The sequence below is a fragment of the Amycolatopsis kentuckyensis genome (assembly GCF_002155975.1).
Lineage (GTDB): Bacteria > Actinomycetota > Actinomycetes > Mycobacteriales > Pseudonocardiaceae > Amycolatopsis > Amycolatopsis kentuckyensis.
In genome coordinates, this window is sequence record NZ_MUMI01000031.1 from 1 (window position 1) to 20,118 (window position 20,118).

The 20,118-nt window shown below is 71.9% G+C and carries 21 protein-coding genes; 11 read left to right on the forward strand and 10 right to left on the reverse strand.

Annotated features, from left to right (window positions below):
* Positions 1-704: NAD(P)/FAD-dependent oxidoreductase (locus tag CCN39_RS03340; RefSeq protein WP_143263931.1), on the reverse strand; the 704-nt coding region annotated here is incomplete at its 3' end.
* 5 nt (positions 705-709) lie between these two features.
* A complete protein-coding gene (locus CCN39_RS03345; protein ID WP_086838334.1) occupies positions 710-1,384 on the reverse strand; it encodes a haloacid dehalogenase type II in 675 nt (224 codons plus the stop codon).
* A 168-nt stretch (positions 1,385-1,552) separates the two neighbouring features.
* On the opposite strand from CCN39_RS03345, the gene CCN39_RS03350 reads away from it, so the two are divergent.
* Positions 1,553-2,224 (forward strand): GntR family transcriptional regulator, encoded by a 672-nt coding sequence (locus CCN39_RS03350; RefSeq protein ID WP_086838335.1) that lies wholly within the window; start codon positions 1,553-1,555, stop codon positions 2,222-2,224.
* A 10-nt stretch (positions 2,225-2,234) separates the two neighbouring features.
* On the opposite strand, the gene CCN39_RS03355 is transcribed toward CCN39_RS03350, so the two are convergent.
* The 4 genes from CCN39_RS03355 to CCN39_RS03370 all read right to left on the reverse strand — a co-directional run bounded on the left by CCN39_RS03355 (position 2,235) and on the right by CCN39_RS03370 (position 6,671).
* Positions 2,235-2,912: a haloacid dehalogenase type II gene (locus CCN39_RS03355; protein ID WP_086838336.1), complete on the reverse strand. Its 678-nt coding sequence runs from the start codon at positions 2,910-2,912 to the stop codon at positions 2,235-2,237.
* The gene (locus tag CCN39_RS03360; RefSeq protein WP_086838337.1) at positions 2,909-3,976 is read right to left on the reverse strand and encodes a phosphotransferase; all 1,068 of its coding nucleotides are present in this window, start codon (positions 3,974-3,976) and stop codon (positions 2,909-2,911) included. The genes CCN39_RS03355 and CCN39_RS03360 overlap by 4 nt, the downstream gene beginning before the upstream one ends.
* Before the next feature lie 23 nt (positions 3,977-3,999).
* Complete coding sequence (locus CCN39_RS03365) at positions 4,000-5,349, reverse strand: aspartate aminotransferase family protein (RefSeq protein ID WP_086838338.1); 1,350 nt, start codon at positions 5,347-5,349, stop codon at positions 4,000-4,002.
* Positions 5,350-5,507: 158 nt separating this feature from the next.
* Positions 5,508-6,671: an ROK family transcriptional regulator gene (locus CCN39_RS03370; RefSeq protein ID WP_086838339.1), complete on the reverse strand. Its 1,164-nt coding sequence runs from the start codon at positions 6,669-6,671 to the stop codon at positions 5,508-5,510.
* 140 nt (positions 6,672-6,811) lie between these two features.
* On the opposite strand from CCN39_RS03370, the gene CCN39_RS03375 reads away from it, so the two are divergent.
* The 7 genes from CCN39_RS03375 (at position 6,812) to CCN39_RS03405 (ending at position 14,056) form a co-directional block, all read left to right on the forward strand.
* Entirely contained in the window at positions 6,812-7,492 is a 681-nt protein-coding gene (locus tag CCN39_RS03375) for a haloacid dehalogenase type II (RefSeq protein ID WP_086838340.1), read from the forward strand.
* 67 nt (positions 7,493-7,559) lie between these two features.
* Positions 7,560-8,666: an alanine racemase gene (locus CCN39_RS03380; protein ID WP_086838341.1), complete on the forward strand. Its 1,107-nt coding sequence runs from the start codon at positions 7,560-7,562 to the stop codon at positions 8,664-8,666.
* A 26-nt stretch (positions 8,667-8,692) separates the two neighbouring features.
* Positions 8,693-9,427 carry an SDR family NAD(P)-dependent oxidoreductase gene (locus CCN39_RS03385; protein WP_086838342.1) on the forward strand — a complete coding sequence of 245 codons (735 nt, stop codon included), beginning with the start codon at positions 8,693-8,695 and terminating at the stop codon, positions 9,425-9,427.
* An 80-nt stretch (positions 9,428-9,507) separates the two neighbouring features.
* Positions 9,508-11,010: an ABC transporter substrate-binding protein gene (locus tag CCN39_RS03390; protein WP_086838343.1), complete on the forward strand. Its 1,503-nt coding sequence runs from the start codon at positions 9,508-9,510 to the stop codon at positions 11,008-11,010.
* A 101-nt stretch (positions 11,011-11,111) separates the two neighbouring features.
* Positions 11,112-12,791, forward strand: a complete 1,680-nt coding sequence (locus CCN39_RS03395; RefSeq protein WP_086838344.1) for an ABC transporter permease subunit — start codon at positions 11,112-11,114, stop codon at positions 12,789-12,791.
* An 84-nt stretch (positions 12,792-12,875) separates the two neighbouring features.
* Positions 12,876-13,499: a TetR/AcrR family transcriptional regulator gene (locus tag CCN39_RS03400; protein WP_086838345.1), complete on the forward strand. Its 624-nt coding sequence runs from the start codon at positions 12,876-12,878 to the stop codon at positions 13,497-13,499.
* The gene (locus CCN39_RS03405) at positions 13,496-14,056 is read left to right on the forward strand and encodes an SRPBCC domain-containing protein (RefSeq protein WP_086838346.1); all 561 of its coding nucleotides are present in this window, start codon (positions 13,496-13,498) and stop codon (positions 14,054-14,056) included. Before CCN39_RS03400 ends, CCN39_RS03405 begins: the two co-directional genes overlap by 4 nt.
* A 50-nt stretch (positions 14,057-14,106) precedes the next feature.
* Here CCN39_RS03405 and CCN39_RS03410 read toward each other — a convergent pair whose 3' ends face one another.
* On the reverse strand, positions 14,107-14,781 hold the full coding sequence (locus CCN39_RS03410) for a DUF4190 domain-containing protein (protein WP_341867693.1): 675 nt from the start codon (positions 14,779-14,781) through the stop codon (positions 14,107-14,109).
* Positions 14,782-15,105: 324 nt separating this feature from the next.
* Here CCN39_RS03410 and CCN39_RS03415 point away from each other — a divergent pair, with 324 nt between their 5' ends.
* Positions 15,106-15,870: a PIG-L deacetylase family protein gene (locus tag CCN39_RS03415; RefSeq protein ID WP_086838348.1), complete on the forward strand. Its 765-nt coding sequence runs from the start codon at positions 15,106-15,108 to the stop codon at positions 15,868-15,870.
* A gap of 24 nt (positions 15,871-15,894) precedes the next feature.
* Here the strand turns inward: CCN39_RS03415 and CCN39_RS03420 are convergent, their stop codons facing one another.
* Positions 15,895-16,629, reverse strand: coding sequence for a TetR family transcriptional regulator (locus tag CCN39_RS03420; protein ID WP_086838349.1), 735 nt, complete (start codon positions 16,627-16,629; stop codon positions 15,895-15,897).
* An 82-nt stretch (positions 16,630-16,711) separates the two neighbouring features.
* Here CCN39_RS03420 and CCN39_RS03425 point away from each other — a divergent pair, with 82 nt between their 5' ends.
* Positions 16,712-17,179 carry a glycogen operon protein GlgX gene (locus CCN39_RS03425; protein WP_086838350.1) on the forward strand — a complete coding sequence of 156 codons (468 nt, stop codon included), beginning with the start codon at positions 16,712-16,714 and terminating at the stop codon, positions 17,177-17,179.
* 58 nt (positions 17,180-17,237) lie between these two features.
* Here the strand turns inward: CCN39_RS03425 and CCN39_RS03430 are convergent, their stop codons facing one another.
* Positions 17,238-17,669 (reverse strand): OsmC family peroxiredoxin, encoded by a 432-nt coding sequence (locus tag CCN39_RS03430; RefSeq protein WP_086838351.1) that lies wholly within the window; start codon positions 17,667-17,669, stop codon positions 17,238-17,240.
* Between the two features lie 149 nt (positions 17,670-17,818).
* Here CCN39_RS03430 and CCN39_RS03435 point away from each other — a divergent pair, with 149 nt between their 5' ends.
* Complete coding sequence (locus CCN39_RS03435; protein ID WP_086838352.1) at positions 17,819-18,694, forward strand: fumarylacetoacetate hydrolase family protein; 876 nt, start codon at positions 17,819-17,821, stop codon at positions 18,692-18,694.
* A gap of 25 nt (positions 18,695-18,719) precedes the next feature.
* Here the strand turns inward: CCN39_RS03435 and CCN39_RS03440 are convergent, their stop codons facing one another.
* Positions 18,720-20,117, reverse strand: coding sequence for a tryptophanase (locus CCN39_RS03440; RefSeq protein ID WP_086838353.1), 1,398 nt, complete (start codon positions 20,115-20,117; stop codon positions 18,720-18,722).
* Between the last annotated feature and the right edge of the window lies 1 nt (position 20,118).

The window sequence follows — 20,118 nt, forward strand, 5'->3', positions numbered from 1 at the left end:
GTGGCGATGAGCACGTCGGCGGCGTGCACGCGGCCGCGGGTCGTCTGCAGGACGTGCCCGCCTCCCGGGTTCCGCTCCAGCGAGGTCACTTCGGCGTTCTCGCAGATCGTCGCGCCGAGATCGGCCGCGGTCTTGGCGAGGCCGTGCACGAACTTGCCGACGTGCAGCCCCGCGGCGTACGGGTCCACCGTGGCGCCGTGGTAGAAGTCCGAGCCGAGTTCGGAGTGGATGTCCTTCTTCGGGACCGTGATGACCTCGTGGTCCGCGAGCTCTTCCAGCGCCTTGCGGTTCTTGACCATCGCCTCGAAGTGCGACGGCCGGTAAGCGAGGGTCAGCTTGCCCGAACGTGCGAAGTCGCAGTCGATCCCGTGGTCGGCGACCAGCTTCTCGATGCTGTCGATCGCGTCGTTGTAGGTCCGGAACATCGCGACCGCGCGGTCGGCACCGTACCGCTTGACCGCGGTGCCGAAGCCGATCGCCAGCCCGGTGGTGGCCATGCCGCCGTTGCGGCCCGAGGCGCCCCAGCCGATGGTGTGCTGTTCGAGCACGGCCACGGACGCGCCGAGCTTGCGCAGCTCGACGGCCGCCGAGGTCCCGGTGAGCCCGCCGCCGACCACCGCGACGTCGACCCGGTCGGGGACCGGCGTCCGCCGGTGGTCCGCGGCGGGGGTGGCGGTGTCCTGCCAGTACGAGGTCAGTTTCATCGTGGTCAGAGCCCCAGCAGGCCGTTCAGCTCGTCGAGCGAGTCGACCTTGGTGTAGCCGTAGACCGGGGCCGGCGGGTCGTAGCCGCGGTCGAGCAGCACGGTGTTCGTGAAGCCGAGGTCGTGGCAGGGCATCAGGTCGTACCGGGTGTGCGAGGAGACGTGCAGGAACTGCTCCGGCGGCGTGTCCAGCTGGTCGAGCATGTACTCGAACGCGGCGTAGCGGGGCTTGTAGAAGCCGGCCTGCTCGGCGGTGTAGACGGCGTGGAAGTCGGCCCCGAGCTTGGGCACGCTGACGTCGAGGTAGCGGGTGTTGGCGTTGGAGAAGATCACCAGCGGGTAGTGCTCCCCCAGCTTCTTCAGCGGGCCGGGGACGTCGTCGTGCGGGCCCCAGGACAGCACGGCGTCGGAGAAGCGCTCGCCGGCGTCCGCGGCCACTTCCAGGCCCCACTTCGCGCACGTCCGGGCGTAGGCGTCGTGGAGAACCTGCTTGTAGTCGTAGTACTCGCCGCAGACCTGGTCGTACCGGTAGCCGCGGAAGTCGATCACGAACCGGTCGAACTGCTCCGGGGTGAGCCGGTCCCCGACGAGCTCGCGGGTGACCGGGGTGATCTGGAAGTTGATGAGCGTGCCGTAGCAGTCGAACGAGACGTACTTCGGCCGGAAGGCTGAGTCGATCACGAGGGCCTCTTTCCAGGTGAAGCGGAGGTGTCCGGCAGAAGGCGACAGTAAGCTGGCTCACTGCAAACTGTCAACAGTTCACTGTGAACGTTGAGTTTCCGACTCGTGTATCGTCAACAGTCTTCAGTGAACGAACGACCACAGTGGGTCTCACCCAGGGGGAACCGGATGAAAAACCTGAACCTGCAGGCCATCGACTACCCGTCGGTGTCCGGCACGATCGCCGCCCAGATCAGGAGCAACATCCTCGACGGCACCCTGCAGCCGGCCCAGGCGCTGTCGGAGTCCGAGATCGCCAAGCAGCTGGGCGTGTCCCGGGGACCGGTGCGCGAGGCGCTGCAGCGGCTGGTGCAGGAAGGGCTGCTGGTGCGGATCCCCAACCGGGGCGTCTTCGTCACCGACATCACCCCCGAGGACATCGCCGAGATCTACGAGGCCCGCCAGACCCTGGAGTCCCGTTGCGGGACGAAGGTGCTGGCCGCGGCGGACGGCGTCCTCGACCGGACCGTGCGCGAACTGCAGGCGATCGTCGACGAGATCGGCCCGGCGGAACGGTCGGGCCGGTGGCGCGAAGTCGTCGAACTCGACCTCCGCTTCCACAGCACCCTGGTGGCCGCGTCCGGCAACTCGCGCATCCAGCGGGCCTACTCCACGCTGATCGCCGAGTCGTCGCTGTCGATCAACCGGCTCGAACGCTGGTACCCCTCCGAGGACTCGCTCTTCCAGGAGCACCAGGCCATCGTCGAGGCGCTCGCGGCCCGGGACGCGGCCGCCTTCACCCGCGCCCTCGACCTCCACTACCTGCAGACGCTCACCGAAAAGAGCGGCCAGAGCTCCTGACGCGCCGCGCTCACGACGCTCGGATGCCGAGCAGCGGGGGAATCTGGGAAAGCAGCTCGACTTCGTGGTAGCCGTAGCCGGGGGTGCTGGGCTCGAACCCGCGGTTGACGTGGACCTTGTGCGTGATGCCCAGGTCGTTCGCGGCCATGAGGTCGTAGCGCGGGCTGGCGGAGATGTGCAGGATGTCCTTCGGTCCGCAGCCGAGCTGGTTCAGCAGGTACTCGAAGGCCTGGTACCGCGGCTTGTAGGCCTGGGCCTGCTCGGCGGTGTAGACCGCGTGGAACGGGGCGCCGAGCTTCTCCACGTTGCTCATCACCTGGTCGTCGGCCGCGTTGCTGAGGATGACCAGGGGGTAGCGGGAGGCCAGCGTCCGCAGCGCCTCCGGCACCTCGGGGTAGGGACCCCAGGTGGGGATCGCGTCGACGATGGCCTGGCTGTCGGCCTTCCGGTACGGCAGGCCGAAGCGCTCCAGGGTCTTGCGCAGCGAGTCGTGGATGATGTCCGGGAACGGCTTCCAGGGGTTCAGCACCTCGTCGAGACGCTGCCACTTGAAGCTGCGGAGGACTTCGTCCATCCGGTCGCCGGGGACGATGTCGGCCAGCAGCTCGCGGGTCAGGTCCGTGATGTGCCACCGGATCAGCGTCCCGTGCATGTCGAACGTGAGGTACTTCGGTTCGAACTCGATCATGGCTGTTTTCCTTTCGTTGATTGCGCGACGACGTCGTCGAGCGGCGCGGCCAGCGCTCGCTCCACGTTGAGCCAGTCGTCCTCGGCGTGGCCGAGGAGGTAGTCACGCCGGTCCGGGACCCGCTGCGCACGCCAGTCGGCCAGCAGCGCGCGCAGCGTGAGCCGGGCCAGCGCGGCCACCGGGAGCAGCGGCAGTTCCCGGTCCCGGATCGGCCGCGCCCGGACGTAGCCGGCGGTGAAGGCGCAGGCCTCCCGCCAGGGCGCGGCCGGTGTCCGGCCGAGCAGGTTCGCCAGCGTCACGGCGGGGTCGAAGATCACCGCACTGCGCATGGTGTCCCCGAAGTCGATGACGCCCGTCACGAACTCGTCGTGGCGCCGGTCCACGACGATGTTGTGCGGGCTGAAGTCACCGTGGATCACCTGGGTCTCCAGGTGGTCGAGGTGCGGGACGACAGCGGCTTCGAAGAGCGCGAAGACCGCTCGCGCCAGCCGCCGGTGACCGGGGTCCGGCGCGTGCTCGACGAGGCCGGTCAGCCGGGGGAAATGACGGAGGTCCCACACCAGCCCGCGCCGGTCCGCGGGGTGGGTGAACGCTGCGAGGGCGAGATCGACGCGACCCAGCATCTCCCCCGCCCGGGCGAGCTGCTCCGGCTCCGCCGTCGTCCGCGCCAGGACCTCGCCGTCGACGAAGCCGAGCACCCGGAGAACGCGGGTCTTGCCGCCGGGCGCCGCGAGAACCACGTTGTCGGCCCCGTCCACCGTCACCTGCACCCGCTGGATCGGCAGCTCGGGGGCAGTGACCTCGAGGAAGCGCATCGCGGCGGTCTGGAGTGCGACCTCGGCTTCCGGCTCGTCCGGCGGCGAGACCTTCACGAGGTAGTTCCCCGAGCCGGTCGTGAGCCGGAAGGTGTCGTCCTTCTCCGTCGCCAGCCGTTCGAGGTTTCCGCTGAGGGAGTAGTGCTTCGCGACGAGGGCGAGCACGAGCGCTGCGTCCGCGGGCTCGTGCGGCGCGGCCAGGCCGCTCTCCGCCAGGAGCCGCCGAGCGAAGCTCGCATCCGGAGTCATGGTCGTTCCCTTCGGGCCTGCCGCTACAGGCGAACCTTCGCGACCTCGGCGAAGGTCTCCAGGAACCGGGCCACGTCCGCGGCGGTGAACGCCAGCGGAGGACGGATCTTCAGGACGTTGGCGGCCCGGCCCGTGCCGCTGATGAGGACCCGGCGATCGCGCAGGTCGTTGATGACGTCCTCGGCCCGCGCGCGGTCGGGCACGCCCGTCTGCCGGTCCTCGACGATCTCCACCCCGACGTACAGGCCGCGGCCGCGAACCTCGGCGACGTGCGCGGAGTCCCGGGTGATCTCGTCGAGCCCCGCCCGAAGCGCCGTGCCGTTCTCGAGGACGCGCTGCCGGACGTTCTCCTCTTCGAAGACGTCCAGCACCGCGGCACCGGCGGCCACCGGGATCGAGCTGCCGCCGAAGGTGTTGAAGTAGCGGACACTCCGGCCGAACTCGTCGGAGACCTCGGGGCGGAACACGACACCGGAGATCGGCATCCCGTTGCCCATCGGCTTGCCCATGGTGACGATGTCCGGGAGCACGCCGTGGCGGCCGAAGCCCCACATCGTCTCCCCCAGCCGGGCGAACCCCGACTGCACCTCGTCCGCGATGTAGACACCGCCGGCCGCGCGGACCTCGGCCACGACGCCCGGCAGGTACCCGACCGGGTCGGTGAAGATCCCGTCGCTGGAGTACGCGCTGTCGGTGATCAACGCCGCGACCCGGAACCCGTGGCGTTCGAGGTCGTCGATCGCGCCGCGGACCTGACGGCGCAGGTGCTCGGCGAAGGCGACCCCGGGTGCGGCGAGCCGCGGATCGGGCGGATCGACGACGCGGACGTTCGGCCCCAGGGGCGACCCCACGCCCAGCGTCGGCGAGAAGCTCGCGACCTCGCTGGTGATGCCGTGGTAGGCCCACCGGGTCACGATGATCCCGGTACCACCGGTGTGGAACTTCGCCACCCGCACCGCGAGATCGTTCGCTTCGGACCCGGTGCAGGCGAGGCTCAGCCGGCTCAGCCCTTCGGGGAAGGTCGCGAGCAGCCGCTCGGCGTAGGCGACCAAGGACTCCTGGACGTAGCGCGTGTTGGTGTTGACCGCCGCCAGCTGGCGGGAGACCGCTTCGACGACGTGCGGGTGAGCGTGGCCGACGCAGGGAACGTTGTTGTACGCGTCCAGGTAGTCGTGGCCGTCGCGGTCGATCAGGTGCGCCCCGCGCCCGGAGACGAACTCGACCGGTTCCCGGTAGCTGAGCGTGTAGCCGGGACCGAGCACCTCGCCGCGGCGGCGGACGGTCGCCCGGAGGGCTTCCGGGAGCCCGGCTGCCGCCGCGGGGTCGAACCGGTTGGGGTAGTCGGCGATTGCCCGGCTCAACGTCGAAGTCATCGGCGGTCACCTTCGGTCTTGTTCGGACGGTGCTGCTCGCTGGCGAACCCGACTATACCATCATTCGTTCCAGTTCCAACCTGAAACTTTTAAAGGGCCGGGCGGGCCACCGGGACACTGCACCGGACGAGCCGGGACGGCAGGTCCGCCGCGCGCCCTCAGAAAGCCGGCGCGGACTGTTCCGCGCGCCGGCCGCGCGCCTCGAGCACCGCGTCCCGCAACCGGCCCTGCGCCAGCGCCAGGCAGGCGAACACCGCACCGCGCGCCGTGGACAACCCGACGACCTGCTTCACGGTCTTGACCTCGGGCGCCGCCGGGAGGATCCGGTCGAGGCGGCTGCGCACCTCGGCGAGCACCTCCTCGACGAGCGGGCACAACCGGCCCGCGAAGTAGACCGTCTCCGGGTCCAGCGTCACCGCGACCGCGCTGACGGCGGTCACGATCGCCGTGGTGAACGCGTCCAGGACCCCGGCGCGGGCTTCGTCGTCCCGCTGCCCTCGCCAGAGATCCTCCACGCGCTTCAGGTCGAGGCCCCGGCCCCGGGCGAACTTGAGCAGCCCGCGCGCGCTCATCAGTCCGTCGAGCGTCTCCTGGCCGGCTCCGGCGCAGAGGACCCCGATCCCGCCGAACGCCGGCGTGCGCCCCCGGACCAGTTCGTGCTCGGTGCACCCGGCGAAGTTCAGCACGCTGCTGACGTTGAAGAGCGCGGCGTTCCGGATGCCGCTGTCCTCGGCCAGGATCGCCAGCAAGGACGCGTTGGCGTCGCTGTCGAGGAGCACGGGAGCCGCCACCAGCTCCGCGATGGCGCGCTGGAGGCCGGGACCGGTGAAGATCTTCACCGACCGCGCCGGGCTGAAGATCTCCGCGCCGTCGCGGACCCGGCCGGGGACCGCGACGACGATCTGGCGCAAGGGGCCCTGCGCGGTTGCGGCGGCTTCCCCGATCAGGCCGGCCAGCCACTCGGCGGCGGCGCCGACCTCGTCGTGGTTCGGGGTCGGGACGACCACGTGGTGCACCTCGCGACCCCGCAGATCGGCGACCAGGACGCCGGTGGTCTGCACACCGAAACTGATCCCGGCCACGTGCCCGGCAGTGCCGGGAACGTCCAGGTACGTCGAGCGCCGCCCCCGGCCGGCGACGGCGTCGACCCCGCCGTCGGCCACGAAACCGTCCGCGCGGAGTTCTTCCACCGCCCGCGACACCGTGGCCTTGCTCAGGCCGGTGAGTTCGATGACCTCGTTGCGTGTCAAGGGGGCCCGGGAGACGACCACCTCGAGCACCGAGGCCTTGTTGTAGTCGCGCGATGTCGGGTTGCTCGTCACCGCACGACCATAGCGACCCCGGAACGGCGGACGGACAGCTACCGGCTTGTCGTAAACTGTTGACAGTTGACGACCGCGCGTCGATACTCGTCGCTCAGCAGCCCTTCCGCCTCTCCTTCGGATCACCCCTGGAGGCCTCCGTGGCATTCGACCGCAAGCCGAAGTTCGTCACGTTCGACATGAACGGGACGCTGATCCACTTCCGCATCAACGACGCGATCCGCCGGGTCCTCGGCGACCGCCTCCCGCCGGAGGTCGCCGACGACTTCCTCCGCACCGGCAACGCCTACCGGATCGACGAATGCCTGGGCGCATGGCAGCCCTTCCACCGCGTCGTCGCCCACTCGCTGGAGCGGACGATGCGCCGGTTCGGCCTGGAGTACCGGGAAAGCGACGCCGAGGCCGTGTACGAGGAGATCCCGGCCTGGGTCCCCTACCCCGGCGTCACCGCGGCCCTGCGGCGCCTGGCGGAAGCCGTTCCGCTGGTGATCGTGACGAACACCGACAACGCGCACGCGACCCGCCTGGTGGAGAACCTCCAGGCTCCGTTCGAGGTCGTGATCACCGCCGAGCAGATGGGCGTCTACAAGCCCCGCCTCGCCGCGTTCGAGTACACCTTCGACAAGCTCGGGGTGACCCCGGACGAGCTCGTGCACGTCTCGGCGAGCCCCAAGTACGACCTGCGTCCCGCGGCCGCGCTGGGCATCGAGCGCAAGGTGTACGTCGACCGCGGCTTCGAGCAGGACGAGCACTGGCTCGGCTACGAGCGGATCACCGACATCGCCGACCTGCCGGTGCTGTTCGGCCTGCCGCGCCCGTGACCGGCCCCGGTTCGGCGGCGGACCGGCTCCGCGCCCTCGGCCTGGCGGCGAATTTGGCGGGCGCACCGTGAGCCGGCTCCGGCGCGCGCTCGACGGCCTCCTCGAGCGGATCGACACCCCCGCGCCGATCGTGCTGGCCGACGTCCTGCAGGACAACATCGACCGCATGCAGGGCTTCGCCGCCCAGCACGACCTCGACGTCCGGCCGCACGTCAAGACGCACAAGTGCCCGGAGATCGGGCGGCTCCAGCTCGCCGCGGGGGCCGTCGGGATCACCGCCGGGAACGTCGGCGAGGCCGAGGTCTTCGCGGCGGCCGGGTTCACCGACATCTTCCTCGCCTACCCTGTCTGGCCCGCGGGCACGAAGGGCGCCCGGATCCGCCGGCTCGCCGGCACCGCCCGACTGCGGGTCGGCGTCGACAACCCCGCGGCGATCGACGCCCTCGCCGACGCGATGGCAGGCGCACCGGACCGGCTGCAGGTCGTGGTCGAGGTCGACTGCGGCGCCCGGCGCTCCGGGGCACCTCCCGAACTGGCGGGCGACCTCGCCCTCGCCGCCCGGAAGCGCGGTCTCGTGCCGGTGGGCGTCTTCACCTACCCGGGCCACGGCAGTGCGGGCCCGGACGCTCGCGAGCGCGCCGCGCGGGACCAGGAGGCCGCGCTCGTCACCGCGGTGCGGAGTTTCGGCGCGGCCGGGATCGCCGCCGAGGTGGTCAGCGCCGGTTCCACCCCCACGGTGGCGTTCTCGACCGGCGACCTGATCACCGAGATCCGGCCCGGCGAGTACGTCTTCGGCGATCTGGACAACCGCCGGCTCGGGGCGTGCACGAACGAGCAGATCGCCCTGTTCGTCGCCGCCACAGTGGTCAGCGACTGGGTCCCGGGTCAGGTCATCGTCGACACGGGCACCAAGGCCCTCGGCCGCGAAGGCAGCCCCGAGCGCGGCTACGGTGCCGTCCTCGGCACGACGGCCGTTCTCTCGAAGCTCAACGAGTACCACGGTTTTCTCGCGGTGCCCGGCGGCGCGGCCCGCCCGCCGGTCGGCACCGTGGTCCCCGTGGTGCCCAACCACGTCTGCCCGGTCGTGGTCAATTTCGAAGAGCTGATCGTCACCGACCGCACCGGCACGTCGCTGCGGCGGTGGCCGGTCGAGGCCCGCGGCTTCCTCAGCTGACCGGCCACCGCGAACGGAGTGTCCCCATGAGACTGGAAAAGCGCACCGCCCTCGTGACCGGGGCCGGCAGCGGCATCGGGGAGGCGGTGTGCACGCGCTTCCGCCGCGAAGGCGCGCAACTGCTGCTCACCAGCCGACGGGAACGGCTCGACACCGCCCGGCCCGGCGACCGGTACGTCCCCGGAGACCTCAACGACGAAGCGTTCGTCGTCGAGCTCGCCCAGCGGGCCGCCGAGTCGTCCGGCACGGTGGACGTCGTCGTCCTCAACCACGGCCTGCAGGCCGGCGGCCCGCTCACCGAGATGACCTACGACGACGCGAAGAACGTCCTCCACAGCAACCTGCTCAGCGCGTTCCTGGTGATGAAGCACTTCGCCCCGCTGATGCCCGCGACGGGAGGGTCGTTCGTCTGCGTCGGCTCCCGGCTCGGCATCGTCGGCAAGCCCGAGGAGGTCCTGTACTCCGCCGCCAAGGGCGGCCTGATCATGCTGGCCAAGGGCGCGGCGATCGAATGGGCCCCGCGCAACATCCGGGTCAACGTCGTCGCGCCGGGCCTGACCGCCACCCCGGTCATCGAAGCGTCGTTCCGGCGCAGAGCCGACCCTGACGCGTACCGCCGGCAGCGCGAAGACCAGATCCCCCTCAAACGCCTTGCCACGCCCGGGGAGATCGCCGACGCCGTCCTCTTCCTCGCCTCCCCCGAGTCCTCCTACATCACCGGAGCGGTCCTGCCCGTCGACGGCGGCTACACCGCCTTCTGAGAGATCTTCGGCACATTTAATGAAAGTGGTTTTCATGTAGTTTTACTCGCAGCGGACCCTGTCACGATGAAGCGAGGACCATGAACACCCACCGCCGCCTGCTGGTCACCTGCCTGCTGTTGGCTCCGCTCGTGTCGGGCTGCTTCGCCCCGGCCGGCGGAGCCGGCACGTCCCCGGCCGGATCTTCGGACGGTGCGCGGCTGCGGGTGGCCCTGGCTTTCCCCCCGACACAGAACTTCTCCCCGTACGGGCCGGACGGCTACCTCCTGTCCCGCCTGGGTGTCGCGGAAGGCCTGACGCGGCTGGCCGCGGACGGCACCGCGGCGCCGGCGCTCGCCGCGTCCTGGAGTGCCGAGGACGGCGGCCGTGGGTGGCTGTTCACCCTGCGGGACGCGCGGTTCCAGGACGGTGACCCGGTCACCGCGGCCGCCGTCGTGACCGCCCTGACCCGGGCGACGCGGGTCGAGCCGGTGCCGCCGGCGCTGGCCGGGGTGCAGCTGACCGCGGTGGCCGTGGGCGGCAAGCAGGTGCGGGTCGGGACCGGAACGCCCGACCCCGCGCTCCCGCTGCGGCTGTCCAACCCCGCCCTGGCGGTGTTCTCCCCGAAGGCGTACGCGAAGCAGGACACCGTGAACCCGGTGGGCACCGCGACGGGACCATTCGTCCTCAAGGGAACCACCGGCACCACCGCGGCCACTTTGGACCGATTCGACGGCTACCGGGACGGCCGCGCCCGGTCGGCGGGCATCGACGCGGCGTTCGTCGCCGACGGCACCGCCCGCGCCAACGCGCTGCGCACCGGCCAGGCCGACATCGTCGAAGCCCTGCCGGTCGCCCAGCTCGCCGCGCTGGACGAGCGGCTGGTCCAGGTGAAAGCCACCCCGCGCACCACCGCCCTGTACCTGAACACGAAGTCCGGCCCGTTCGCCGACCCGGCCCTGCGGGCGGCCGCGCGGGAGGCCCTCGACACTTCGGTCCTGGCGAAGAACGTCTACGAGGGCAATGCGGAGCCCGGCCAGGGCATCTTCGGGCCCGCGCTGCCCTGGGCCGCGGCCAAGCGGGTCGCGCCGCAGGGCCGGGCGAAGGCGGCGCACCCGGCCGGCGCGGCCATCACCATCGCCACCCACAGCAGCCGTCCCGAACTGCCCGAGGTCGCCCAGGTGCTGCACCAGCAGCTCGAAAAGGCCGGCTTCACGGTGGAACTGGTCGTCCTCCCCCCGGCGCGCCTGGACGGCGACGCGCTGGCCGGAAAGTTCGACGCCGTCGTCACCTCCCGCAACGTGCTGCTGGAGACCGGGGACCCGGTCACCGTCCTCGCCAGCGACTTCACCTGCGCCGGCAGCTACAACCTGTCCCGGGTCTGCGACGGCAAGGTCGACGAGGCGGTCGCCGCCGCGCAGCCGCTCGCCGATCCCGCGCGGCGGCAGGACGCGGTCATGGCGGCCGAGGCGGCCGTGCTCGCCACGGACGCGGTGATCCCGCTGGTGAGCCTGAAGGTGGCCGTGGGAACCGGCCCGGCGGTCGAGGGCACGGTGCCGGACCCGTTCGAACGGGCCATGGTCGGCACGGGGACCCACCGCTGAGCGCGGGAGCGCCCGGCCCCGCACGGAACCTCGGCACGATCGGCCGGGCCGTCCTGCGCACGGAGGCGCGGGACGGCGGGCTGACGTCGCTGTGGCGGCTCGTGCTGACGGCCGCTCTGGTGTGCGCGATCGGCGTGCTGCCGTGGCTTTCGGGGACCGACCCGGCGTTGACCGTGCTCAAGGCGCGCTCGGCGGACGGCGATCCCACCCGGGAGGCGCTGCAGGCCGTCCGGGACGAGCTCGGGCTGGGGGACGGCCCGCTGCGGTCGCTCGGGCGGTGGTTCGGCGGGCTGGTGCACGGGGACGCGGGCCGGTCGTGGGTGTCCGGTACCGAAGTGCTGCCGTCCGTCCTGCCGGCGCTCGGCGTCTCGCTGCTGCTGATGGCCGCCGCGCTGGCGGTCGCCGTGGGCACGGCCGCGGTGGTGTGCGCCCGCACGCTGTGGCTCGGTCCGCGGCGCCGCCTGGGCGGCCGCGGGGCCGGCGGCAGCGGGGCGGCAGTGCTGGCCGCGCTGCCCGAGTTCCTCGTCGGCTCGGTGCTGGTCACCGTCGTCGGCGTCCAGCTGGGCTGGCTGCCGGCGCTGGGCTGGTACGGGCCACAGTGGATGGTGCTGCCGGCGCTGGCGCTGGGCCTGCCCGCCGGCGCGGTGCTCGGCCGGCTGCTCGACGACCTGCTGTCCGGCGCGTTCGCCGAGCCGTGGACGCTGACCGCCACCGCCTGCGGCATGCCGCCGGGATGCCTTGCCCGGCAGGCAGTCCGGCGCAGTGTGCCCGCGCTGTTGCCCAACGTCGGCCTGTTCGCGGTCGGGCTGACCGGCGGTGCCGTCGCGGTGGAGAAGCTGTTCGACGTTCCCGGCCTCGGCCGGACGACCCTGGACGCCGCGCTCGCCCAGGACCTGCCCGTCCTGCAGGCCGGCACGCTCGTCCTCCTCGCGCTCGCCGCGGCGGCCGGGGTGCTGACCCGCCGGGTTGCCGGGCTGCTGATCGGGCCGGCGTTGCGGGACCGCGAGCTGCCATCCCTGAGCGGGCCCGCCGAACCCGCGTCCCGGCTGCTGCCCGCGGCGTACGGGACGCTGCTGCTCGCCATCATCTGCCTCGGCCTGCTGCGCGACCCGTTCACGGTGGACCCGGCTGCCCGGCTCCGGCCGCCGTCCCCGGCACTGCCGTTCGGCGCCGACGCGCTCGGGCGCGACGTCCTCGCCCGGATCGGCCACGGCGCGATCAGCACCTCGGCCGTGGCCCTCGCCGTCAGCGCGGCCACCCTCGCCGTGGGGGTGCTGCTCGGATTCCTGCCCCGGGTGTCCGGGCCACTGGCCGAGCTGGTCAACGCCGTACCACCGGTCCTGGCCGGCGTCCTGGTCACCGGCATCGCGGGCAGCGGCCCGTGGACGCCCGCGCTGGCGGTGGCCGCCGTCGGCTGGGCCCCGCTGGCCACCCAGACCGCAGCCCTGCTGCAGCAGGAACGTGCCACCACCCTCCTGCTCGCCACCCGCGCGCTGGGTGCCGGGGAGTGGTACCTGCTGCGCCGCCGACTGCTCCCGGCGGTCCTGCGGCCGGTGACCCGCCACGCCATGCTGCGGCTGCCGGGAATCGCCTTGGCGTTGGCCGCACTGGGCTTCTTGGGCCTGGGTGCCCAGCCGCCGTCGCCCGAGTGGGGCCTGCTGATCGCCGAGAACCACCCGTACGCGGAGCGTGCGCCCTGGGCGGTCCTGGCACCCGCCGCGGTGCTCGCCCTGCTCGGCGCGCTGGCCGTGACCGCGGCCGGAGGCGTTCGGCGGGGCTGACCGTTTTCGAAACTTGAGTTGCGTAAAGGCGTGCCGACCGGCTACCGTATTTACGACACGCTAGTATCGTAAATAGGGGAACCGATGAACCTCTCCCGCGGCCGGCCCCGCGACAGCGACGCGGACCGACGCATCCTCCAAGCCGCCCGGCAGGCGCTGCTCACCGCCGGCTACGCCGGACTGGCCATCGACGAGGTGGCCCAGCGCGCCGGGGTTGCCAAGACCACGCTTTACCGGCGCTGGCCGACGAAGGATCACCTCGCCATCGCCGTCTACGCCGACATGCTCGACCGCGACGTGCCGGTTACCGACACCGGTGACGTGCGCGCCGACCTGGGTGCCTACCTCAAGCAGATCGCCGCCGCGCTGGACAGCGTGCGGCGGGCCGGGCGGCCGGCGCACGACGGCGACCCGTCCGCCGGCATCGTCGCGGAACTCGTGGCGGCCGCGGCCCGGCACGCCGACGTCGGGCAGGCCATGCGCGGCCTGTACGCGCGGCGAATCAGGCTCGCCGTCGAACTCGTCGAACGCGCCACCCAGCGCGGCGAACTGCGGGCCGACACCGATCCCGTGCTGCTGCTCGACCAGCTGGCCGGGGCCCTCTACTACCGCGTGCTCATCACCGGCGCGCCGGTCGACGACAGCTACCTCGAACGCCTCGTCGGCGCCGCCCTCGACGGCGCCATGTCCACAAAGGAGCAACGATGACCCTCACCGAGCACCCCGCCCAGCCGCAGGGACGCGAGAAGAAGCCGAAGCGAAAGCGCTTTCTCACGGCGGTGATCCTGGCGCTGGCCACCCTCACCGGATACGCGGTCTGGAGCAACGCCGTTCCGTACACCCTCAGCGCCTCGATCGAGATCGACGCCACGCCGGACGAGGTGTGGTCGGTGCTGACCGACCTGGACGCGTACCCGGAATGGAACCCCTTCATCGTCTCCTCCAGCGGCACCGTGCAGGTCGGCGCCACCCTGACCAACACCATGCGCGACGCCACCGGGGAAACCACGTTCACCCCCACGGTGCAGACCGTGACGCCCGGCCGTGAGCTGCGCTGGCTGGGCGAACTCGGCCCGGGCGCCGTCTTCGACGGCGAGCACTCCTTCGTGATCGAGCCGGTGCAGGCCGGCCGGGTCAGGCTCGTCCAGTCCGAACGCTTCTCGGGTGTCCTGGTGCCGTTCTTCCGGGGGCAGCTGCACGACAACACGCTGCCCCAGTTCCGCGCCATGAACGAGGCATTGGCCCACCGCGTCACCACTCGCTAGCCCGCTGCGGCCGGCGCCCGATCGGGGTGCCGGCCGCACGACCCGGGGGTTCAGGGCTGGTAGGTGCAGATGGCGCCGATGCTGTTGTGCTGCTCGACGACGACCTTGCCGTCGACGGTGATCTTGCAGGTGTTGTCCTTGCTGCCCATCTTGAACTCGACCGGGGTGGCGCTGACCGAGGTGAACACCAGGTCGTCCATCGTGAGGGTGTGGCTCCAGGCCTTGCCCTTCTCGAGCACCTCCTGGGAGTTCTCGGTGAACCCGCTGCTCCACTGCAGATTGGACTTCGCCGCGGTCGTGGCCTCCAGGACGACAGTGTGCTTGGCCGACGCGGCCGCGGTGGGCGCCGCCGCCGCGGGCTGGGATCCGACGTCCGCGACAGCAGGCGGCGCGGACGCCGTCGGCAGGCCGTTCGCGGCGTCGTTGACCGCCTTGCCGAAGGCCGCGGTCCAGAGCACGCAGATGACCAGCCCGATCGCCGACAGCACGACGGCGGTGATCGCGAGCCCCTTGTTGCTCGCCTGGCCGCGGTTGGCCCGCAACGTCCCGACGATGCCGAAGATCAGCCCGAGGATCACCATCGGCCAAGCGATGACCCCGATGATCGGGATGAACGCGAAGATCAGGCCGACCAGGCCGAGCACGAACCCGGCCGTGCCGAGGCCGTTCTTGTACTGGTTCACAACCGGCATCGGCGCCGACGGCGGCATGGGGGCGTAAGACACGAATGGCCTCTTTCAGTCCAGCGGCGACGCAACCGAACGCGTCACGCTCTGCGGCCTTCGTCGCCTCCCGGATCCCGCGCGTAACAGGGCCGGAAAGCCGCTTCCGGTCACGAAACGGACTCGCCCGACGGGGTTCACGATCATTTCCGCTGGTGATCGCGGTGAGCGACTGACTCACCATTGTTACCTAGGGTAAGAAATTGAAACTTCAAATTCACTCGATCGGCCTACGAGGAGTCCGAACCAGGCGCCGCGGGAGGCGAAGCGCGGCGTCGACCGGCCGGGGCACCCGAATCGCGGTCGGCGGGCCCGGAATGGGGCAGGATGTCCGGCATGACCCTGCCAGCTCTGCCCGAGGAATCCTTCCGTCGCGTGCTCTGCGTCGTCGCGCACCCCGACGACATGGAATACGGCACCTCCGCGGCCGTCGCCCGGTGGACCGCACGCGGCATCGAGGTCGGCTACCTCCTGCTCACCCGCGGCGAGGCCGGCATGCCCAACCCGCCCGAGGAGACCGCGCGGCTGCGCGTCGCCGAGCAGCAGGCCGCCTGTGCCGTGGTCGGGGTCGAGCACCTGACCATCCTCGAACACCCGGACGGCGTGCTCGTCTACGGCCTCGACCTGCGCCGCGACATCTGCCGGGAGATCCGCCGGTTCCAGCCCGACGTCGTCTACGGCACCAGCTTCGCGGTCGAGGCGCCCTGGGGCTTCGACCAGGCCGACCACCGCGCGGCCGGCCTCGCCACGCTCGACGCGATCCGCGACGCCGGCAACCGGTGGGTCTTCCCCGAGCAGATCGACGGCGAAGGCCTCGAACCGCACTCCGCCCGCTGGTACCTCACCCCCGGCATGACCGACGCGACCCACGGCGTCGACGTCACCGGCGAACCACTGCGCCGCGGCGTCGCCTCACTGGAGGCACACGCCGCGTACCTGGCCGCACTCCCGGACCACCCGGCGCCCGCCGAGTTCATCCCGCAGTTCGCCGCGATGAGCGGCAAGGCCATGGGCGTCGAGCACGCCGTCCTGTTCCGCGCCCACGATCTGCAGGCACCCCCGGAGCTGCCCACCGAAACCACGCAGGACTGAATCTGGCACTCAGTGCCATAGCGGTCAGGAAACGGGCCGGTCGCCGAGGGCGGCGCGGACTTCGGTGAGGACTTGCTGCAGCGGTGTCGCCGTCGTCAGCACGGCGACCACCGTGGCGACGTCGCCGGGCGCGGTCGGCCGGAACGCGTCGACGACCAGCGCGAAAGCCTCGGCCGCGTCGGCCTTGATGTCGCCCGTTCCGCCGCTGCGCAGCCAGCGGCGGAGCACGTGGTTGTTGGCCGCGGCGATCGCTGCCGCGATCACGGCCGCGCGCAGGCTCGCCGTCTCGTTGCCCTGGTCCTCGAACCGAGCCTGCAGGTACCGCGAGAGAACGCGCTGGTAACGGTCGACGGTGGCGACTTCCTTGTCACGCAGGGACGGCACGGCGCGGGTCAACGCGAAGCGCTTGAGCGAGACGTCGAGGTCGTCGGCGTAGGCGTCCAGGACCAGCTCGACCGCCGCGCACGCCACCTCGACCGGATCGCGGGCCGGGTCCGCGGCCGCGAACACCTCTTCCATCTCGGCCACGATCTCGTCGTGGTTGGCGAAGAGCACGTCGTCCTTGGTTTCGAAGTACCGGAAGAACGTGCGGCGGCCCACGCCGGCCGCGGCCGCGATCTCGTCCACCGTCGTGGCCTCGTAGCCGTTCGCCGCGAACAGGTCCACGGCCGCCGCGGCCAGCGCGCGCCGCAGCCGCCGCCGGCCCGCGGGGGTCGCTCCGGCCCTGGTGGCGGGCAGGCGGCGGGATGCATCGGTCATGCCGGGAAAGTAGCAGCCGGGTTGCTAGTGGCACTGAGTGCCGCTAACCTGGCACCCCGACCCCGAGCGGAAGGCGCCGACGATGTCGCTCGACCAGCACCTGCAGCCGATCGAGGCCGGCCCGCCGCCGGTCTCGCCCCGCGAGCGGGCCGACGCCGTGTACCGGCAGCTCTTCGGCTGGTCGGTGAAGTGGCGCGGGAGCCAGCCGTTCCTGTCTCTCGAGAACGGGATCTGCGCCGCGACGCTGCCGAAGATGAACGCCGCGCCGGTGCTGGCGCGGCTCGCCGCCGCCGGCTGCCAGGGCCCGGCCGTGGGCTTGCCGACACCACACGGGCAACGGGTCGCGATCCTGGCGGAAACCGACGGGCTCATTCCGCCGCAGTCGGCCCTCCCCCGGGCGGTCGACGTGCTCGCGTGGGGCGCGCTGCTGCCCCTGCCGCTCGATCCGCGACGCGGCGCGCCGGGAACGGAGTGGCTCGTCCCGCCGGACCCGCAGCGGCGGTGGCTCCCGAGCCTGGACGCCGTGCTCGCCGGCGTCCAGCAGCAGTAACCGCCGGAGCCCGGGGCGGACTTCCGCAGCGTTCCGGGGCCGCGGAGGGCGTGCTCCCTCAGCCGGCGAGGGTCGCCTGCAGGGTGATCTCCGGGACCCCGGCCAGCGCGCGGCTGACCGCGCAGTTCGCCTTCGCCTGCGCGGCGAACTCGCGGAACTGCGCCTCGTCGACACCGGCGACGCGGCCCTGCGTGGTCAGCTCGACCTTCAAGATCGTCGGCACGCCGTCGACCGGCCGCAACGTCACCGCGGCGTCGGTTTCGACCGATTCGGCCGGGAACCCGGCTCCGGCGAGGATGCTGGCGAGCGCCATCGAAAAGCACGTGGCGTGGGCCGCGGCGATGAGCTGCTCCGGGTTGGCCCCCGGTCCGTCCTCGAAGCGGGACTTGTAGGTCACGCCCCCGCGGATGCTCCCGCCGCCCGCGGTGAACTCCCCGGAACCGGTGGGGATGTCGCCGTTCCAGTTCGCGTGGGCCTTCGAGACCGGCATACGTCCTCCCGAGATCGGGCCAGTGCTTGCGGACGGAGTCAATCAGGATCCGGCCGCGGCCGCCAACGGGCGCTTGAAGCCGAAGCCGGGCATTCGTTGACCGGCGCGCTCCCTACTCCGTAGGTTCGACACGAACGAGGAGGTCCGGGATGAGCCACCTGGTGCGGTTCGCCGACGGAACCGGCCGCGGCCAGGTCGGCCTGCTCACCGGCGAGCAGCTGCGGCCGCTCGCGGTGACGTCGATGGGTGACCTGCTGCGCCGGCCCGTGGCGGAGATCCGCGAGCTGGCCGAGGCGGCCGGGGAGCCGGTGTCCCCGGCCGGGGTGCGCCTGCTGCCGCCGCTGGACGGGCGGATGGAGGTGTGGGCCGCCGGGGTGACCTACCTGCGGTCCGAGGAGGCCCGCCGCGAGGAGAGCGCCGACGAAGACGTCTACGCGCGGGTGTACCGCGCGCAGCGGCCGGAGTTGTTCTTCAAGTCGGCCGCGTGGCGCGTGGTCACCGACGGCGAGCCGATCGCCATCCGCGCCGATTCCGCCAACAACGTGCCGGAGCCGGAACTGGGCCTGCTGCTGACGAGCGGCGGGGAGACCGCCGGGTACGTCGTGGTCGACGACGTCAGCTCCCGCAGCATCGAAGGCGAGAACCCGCTGTACCTGCCCCAGGCCAAGATCTACACCGGTGCGTGCGCGGTGGCGGCGCGGGTGCGGCCGGCGTGGGAGGTGCCGGACCCGCTGTCGCTCGGCCTCCGCATGCGCATCCTGCGCGACGGGGACGAGGTGTTCGCCGGGGAAGCCAACACCGCCCAGCTGAACCGCGATCCGGCCGGGCTGGTCGAGTACCTGTGGCGGGACAACGACTTCCCCGACGGCGCCGTGCTCTCGACGGGCACGTCCGTCGTGCCGGGGCTCGATCTCGGGCTGCGGCCGGGCGACGTGGTCGAGATCGAGATCGGTGAGGTCGGCTCCCTGCGCACTCCCGTGGTGCTGGGCGCGGACGAGGTCCGCCGGGTGCTGGCGGGCCGCTGAAGGTCGGGGAGCCGCCGCCCGTACCTCACCCGAAGATGCTCGACCCGGACACCGGGCTGAACCGCGCCTGGAAGAACCGCAGGTGCGCCGGTTCCGTCGCGAACCGCAGCCCGCAGGCGATCCGGTCGCGGTCGCGGTGGACGGCGACCACCGCGTCGGCGACCAGGTCGATGTGGGCCCGGGTGTACACGCGGCGCGGGATGGCCAAGCGCAGCAGTTCCAGGCGCGGCAAGCGGTTCTCGCCGGTGACCGGGTCGCGGCCGGCCGTCACGGCGCCGCGCTCGACTCCCCGCACCCCGGCCTGGAGGTACGTCGCGCAGGCCAGCGTCTGGGCGGGGAACTCCGCGCGCGGCAGGTGCGGGAGCGCGGCCGCCGCGTCGATGCAGACGCAGTGCCCGCCGAACGGGCGCACCACCGGCACGCCCGCGTCGGCGAGCCGTTCGCCGAGGTAGCCGACCTGGGCCACGCGGGCGCGGATGTGGTCTTCGTCGACCGACTCCGCGATGCCCGCCGCGATGGCTTCCATGTCGCGGCCGGCCATTCCGCCGTAGGTGTGCAGGCCTTCGTACAGCACCACGAGCCCGCGGGCCTGCTCGGCCAGCGCGGGATCGCGCAGCGCGAGCCAGCCGCCGATGTTGGCCAGCGAGTCCTTCTTGGCGGACATCACCGCGCCGTCGGTCGGGGCGCACAGCGCGCGCAGGATGTCCGCCACCGTCCGCGCGGCCCAGCCGGGCTCGCGCTGCTTGACGAACCAGGCGTTCTCCACCGCGCGGGCGGTGTCGAGGAACACCGGGATCCCGTGCGCGTGCGCCAGTTCGCACGTTTCGGTCAGGTTCGCGACGCTGATCGGCTGCCCGCCCGCCATGTTGACCGTCGCGGCGAGCGAAACGTACGGGATCGCCGCCGCCCCGAACTCCTCGATCACGGCCTTCAGTTTCCCGAGGTCGACGTCGCCCTTGAACGGGTACGCCGACTCCGGGTCGTGGGCTTCGTCGACGATGACGTCGTGGAAGGCCGCCCCGTTCAGTTCCTGGTGGGCGCGCGTGCTGGGGAAGTACATGTTGCCGGGGACGTGGGTGCCCGGCCGGATCAGGCAGCGGGACAGGATGTTCTCGCCGCCGCGGCCCTGGTGCACCGGGATCACGTGCTCGTAGCCGTAGAAGCTGCGCACGGCCTGCTCGAAGACGTAGAAGCTGCGGGCCCCGGCGTAGGCTTCGTCGCCGCGCAGCAGCGCCGACCACTGCCGGTCCGACATCGCGTTCGTGCCGGAGTCGGTGAACAGGTCCACGTAGACGTCCTCCGCGCGCAGCAGGCACGGGTTCCAGCCCGCGGCGCGCAACGCCGCTTCCCGGTCTTCGCGGGTGGTGGCCCGCAGCGGCTCGACCATCTTGACGCGCCACGGTTCCGGTGGGTAGGCGGGCATG

What these genes read in the sequence shown, in the direction of transcription:
- CCN39_RS03405 (WP_086838346.1), top strand. Translation starts at nt 13,496, where the DNA reads ATGACCCTCACCGAGCACCCCGCCCAGCCGCAGGGACGCGAGAAGAAG.
- CCN39_RS03425 (WP_086838350.1), top strand. Translation starts at nt 16,712, where the DNA reads ATGTCGCTCGACCAGCACCTGCAGCCGATCGAGGCCGGCCCGCCGCCG.
- CCN39_RS03355 (WP_086838336.1), bottom strand. Translation starts at nt 2,912, where the DNA reads ATGATCGAGTTCGAACCGAAGTACCTCACGTTCGACATGCACGGGACG.
- CCN39_RS03420 (WP_086838349.1), bottom strand. Translation starts at nt 16,629, where the DNA reads ATGACCGATGCATCCCGCCGCCTGCCCGCCACCAGGGCCGGAGCGACC.
- CCN39_RS03415 (WP_086838348.1), top strand. Translation starts at nt 15,106, where the DNA reads ATGTCCGGCATGACCCTGCCAGCTCTGCCCGAGGAATCCTTCCGTCGC.
- CCN39_RS03350 (WP_086838335.1), top strand. Translation starts at nt 1,553, where the DNA reads ATGAAAAACCTGAACCTGCAGGCCATCGACTACCCGTCGGTGTCCGGC.
- CCN39_RS03385 (WP_086838342.1), top strand. Translation starts at nt 8,693, where the DNA reads ATGAGACTGGAAAAGCGCACCGCCCTCGTGACCGGGGCCGGCAGCGGC.
- CCN39_RS03390 (WP_086838343.1), top strand. Translation starts at nt 9,508, where the DNA reads ATGAACACCCACCGCCGCCTGCTGGTCACCTGCCTGCTGTTGGCTCCG.
- CCN39_RS03400 (WP_086838345.1), top strand. Translation starts at nt 12,876, where the DNA reads ATGAACCTCTCCCGCGGCCGGCCCCGCGACAGCGACGCGGACCGACGC.
- CCN39_RS03430 (WP_086838351.1), bottom strand. Translation starts at nt 17,669, where the DNA reads ATGCCGGTCTCGAAGGCCCACGCGAACTGGAACGGCGACATCCCCACC.
- CCN39_RS03360 (WP_086838337.1), bottom strand. Translation starts at nt 3,976, where the DNA reads ATGACTCCGGATGCGAGCTTCGCTCGGCGGCTCCTGGCGGAGAGCGGC.
- CCN39_RS03440 (WP_086838353.1), bottom strand. Translation starts at nt 20,117, where the DNA reads ATGCCCGCCTACCCACCGGAACCGTGGCGCGTCAAGATGGTCGAGCCG.
- CCN39_RS03365 (WP_086838338.1), bottom strand. Translation starts at nt 5,349, where the DNA reads ATGACTTCGACGTTGAGCCGGGCAATCGCCGACTACCCCAACCGGTTC.
- CCN39_RS03435 (WP_086838352.1), top strand. Translation starts at nt 17,819, where the DNA reads ATGAGCCACCTGGTGCGGTTCGCCGACGGAACCGGCCGCGGCCAGGTC.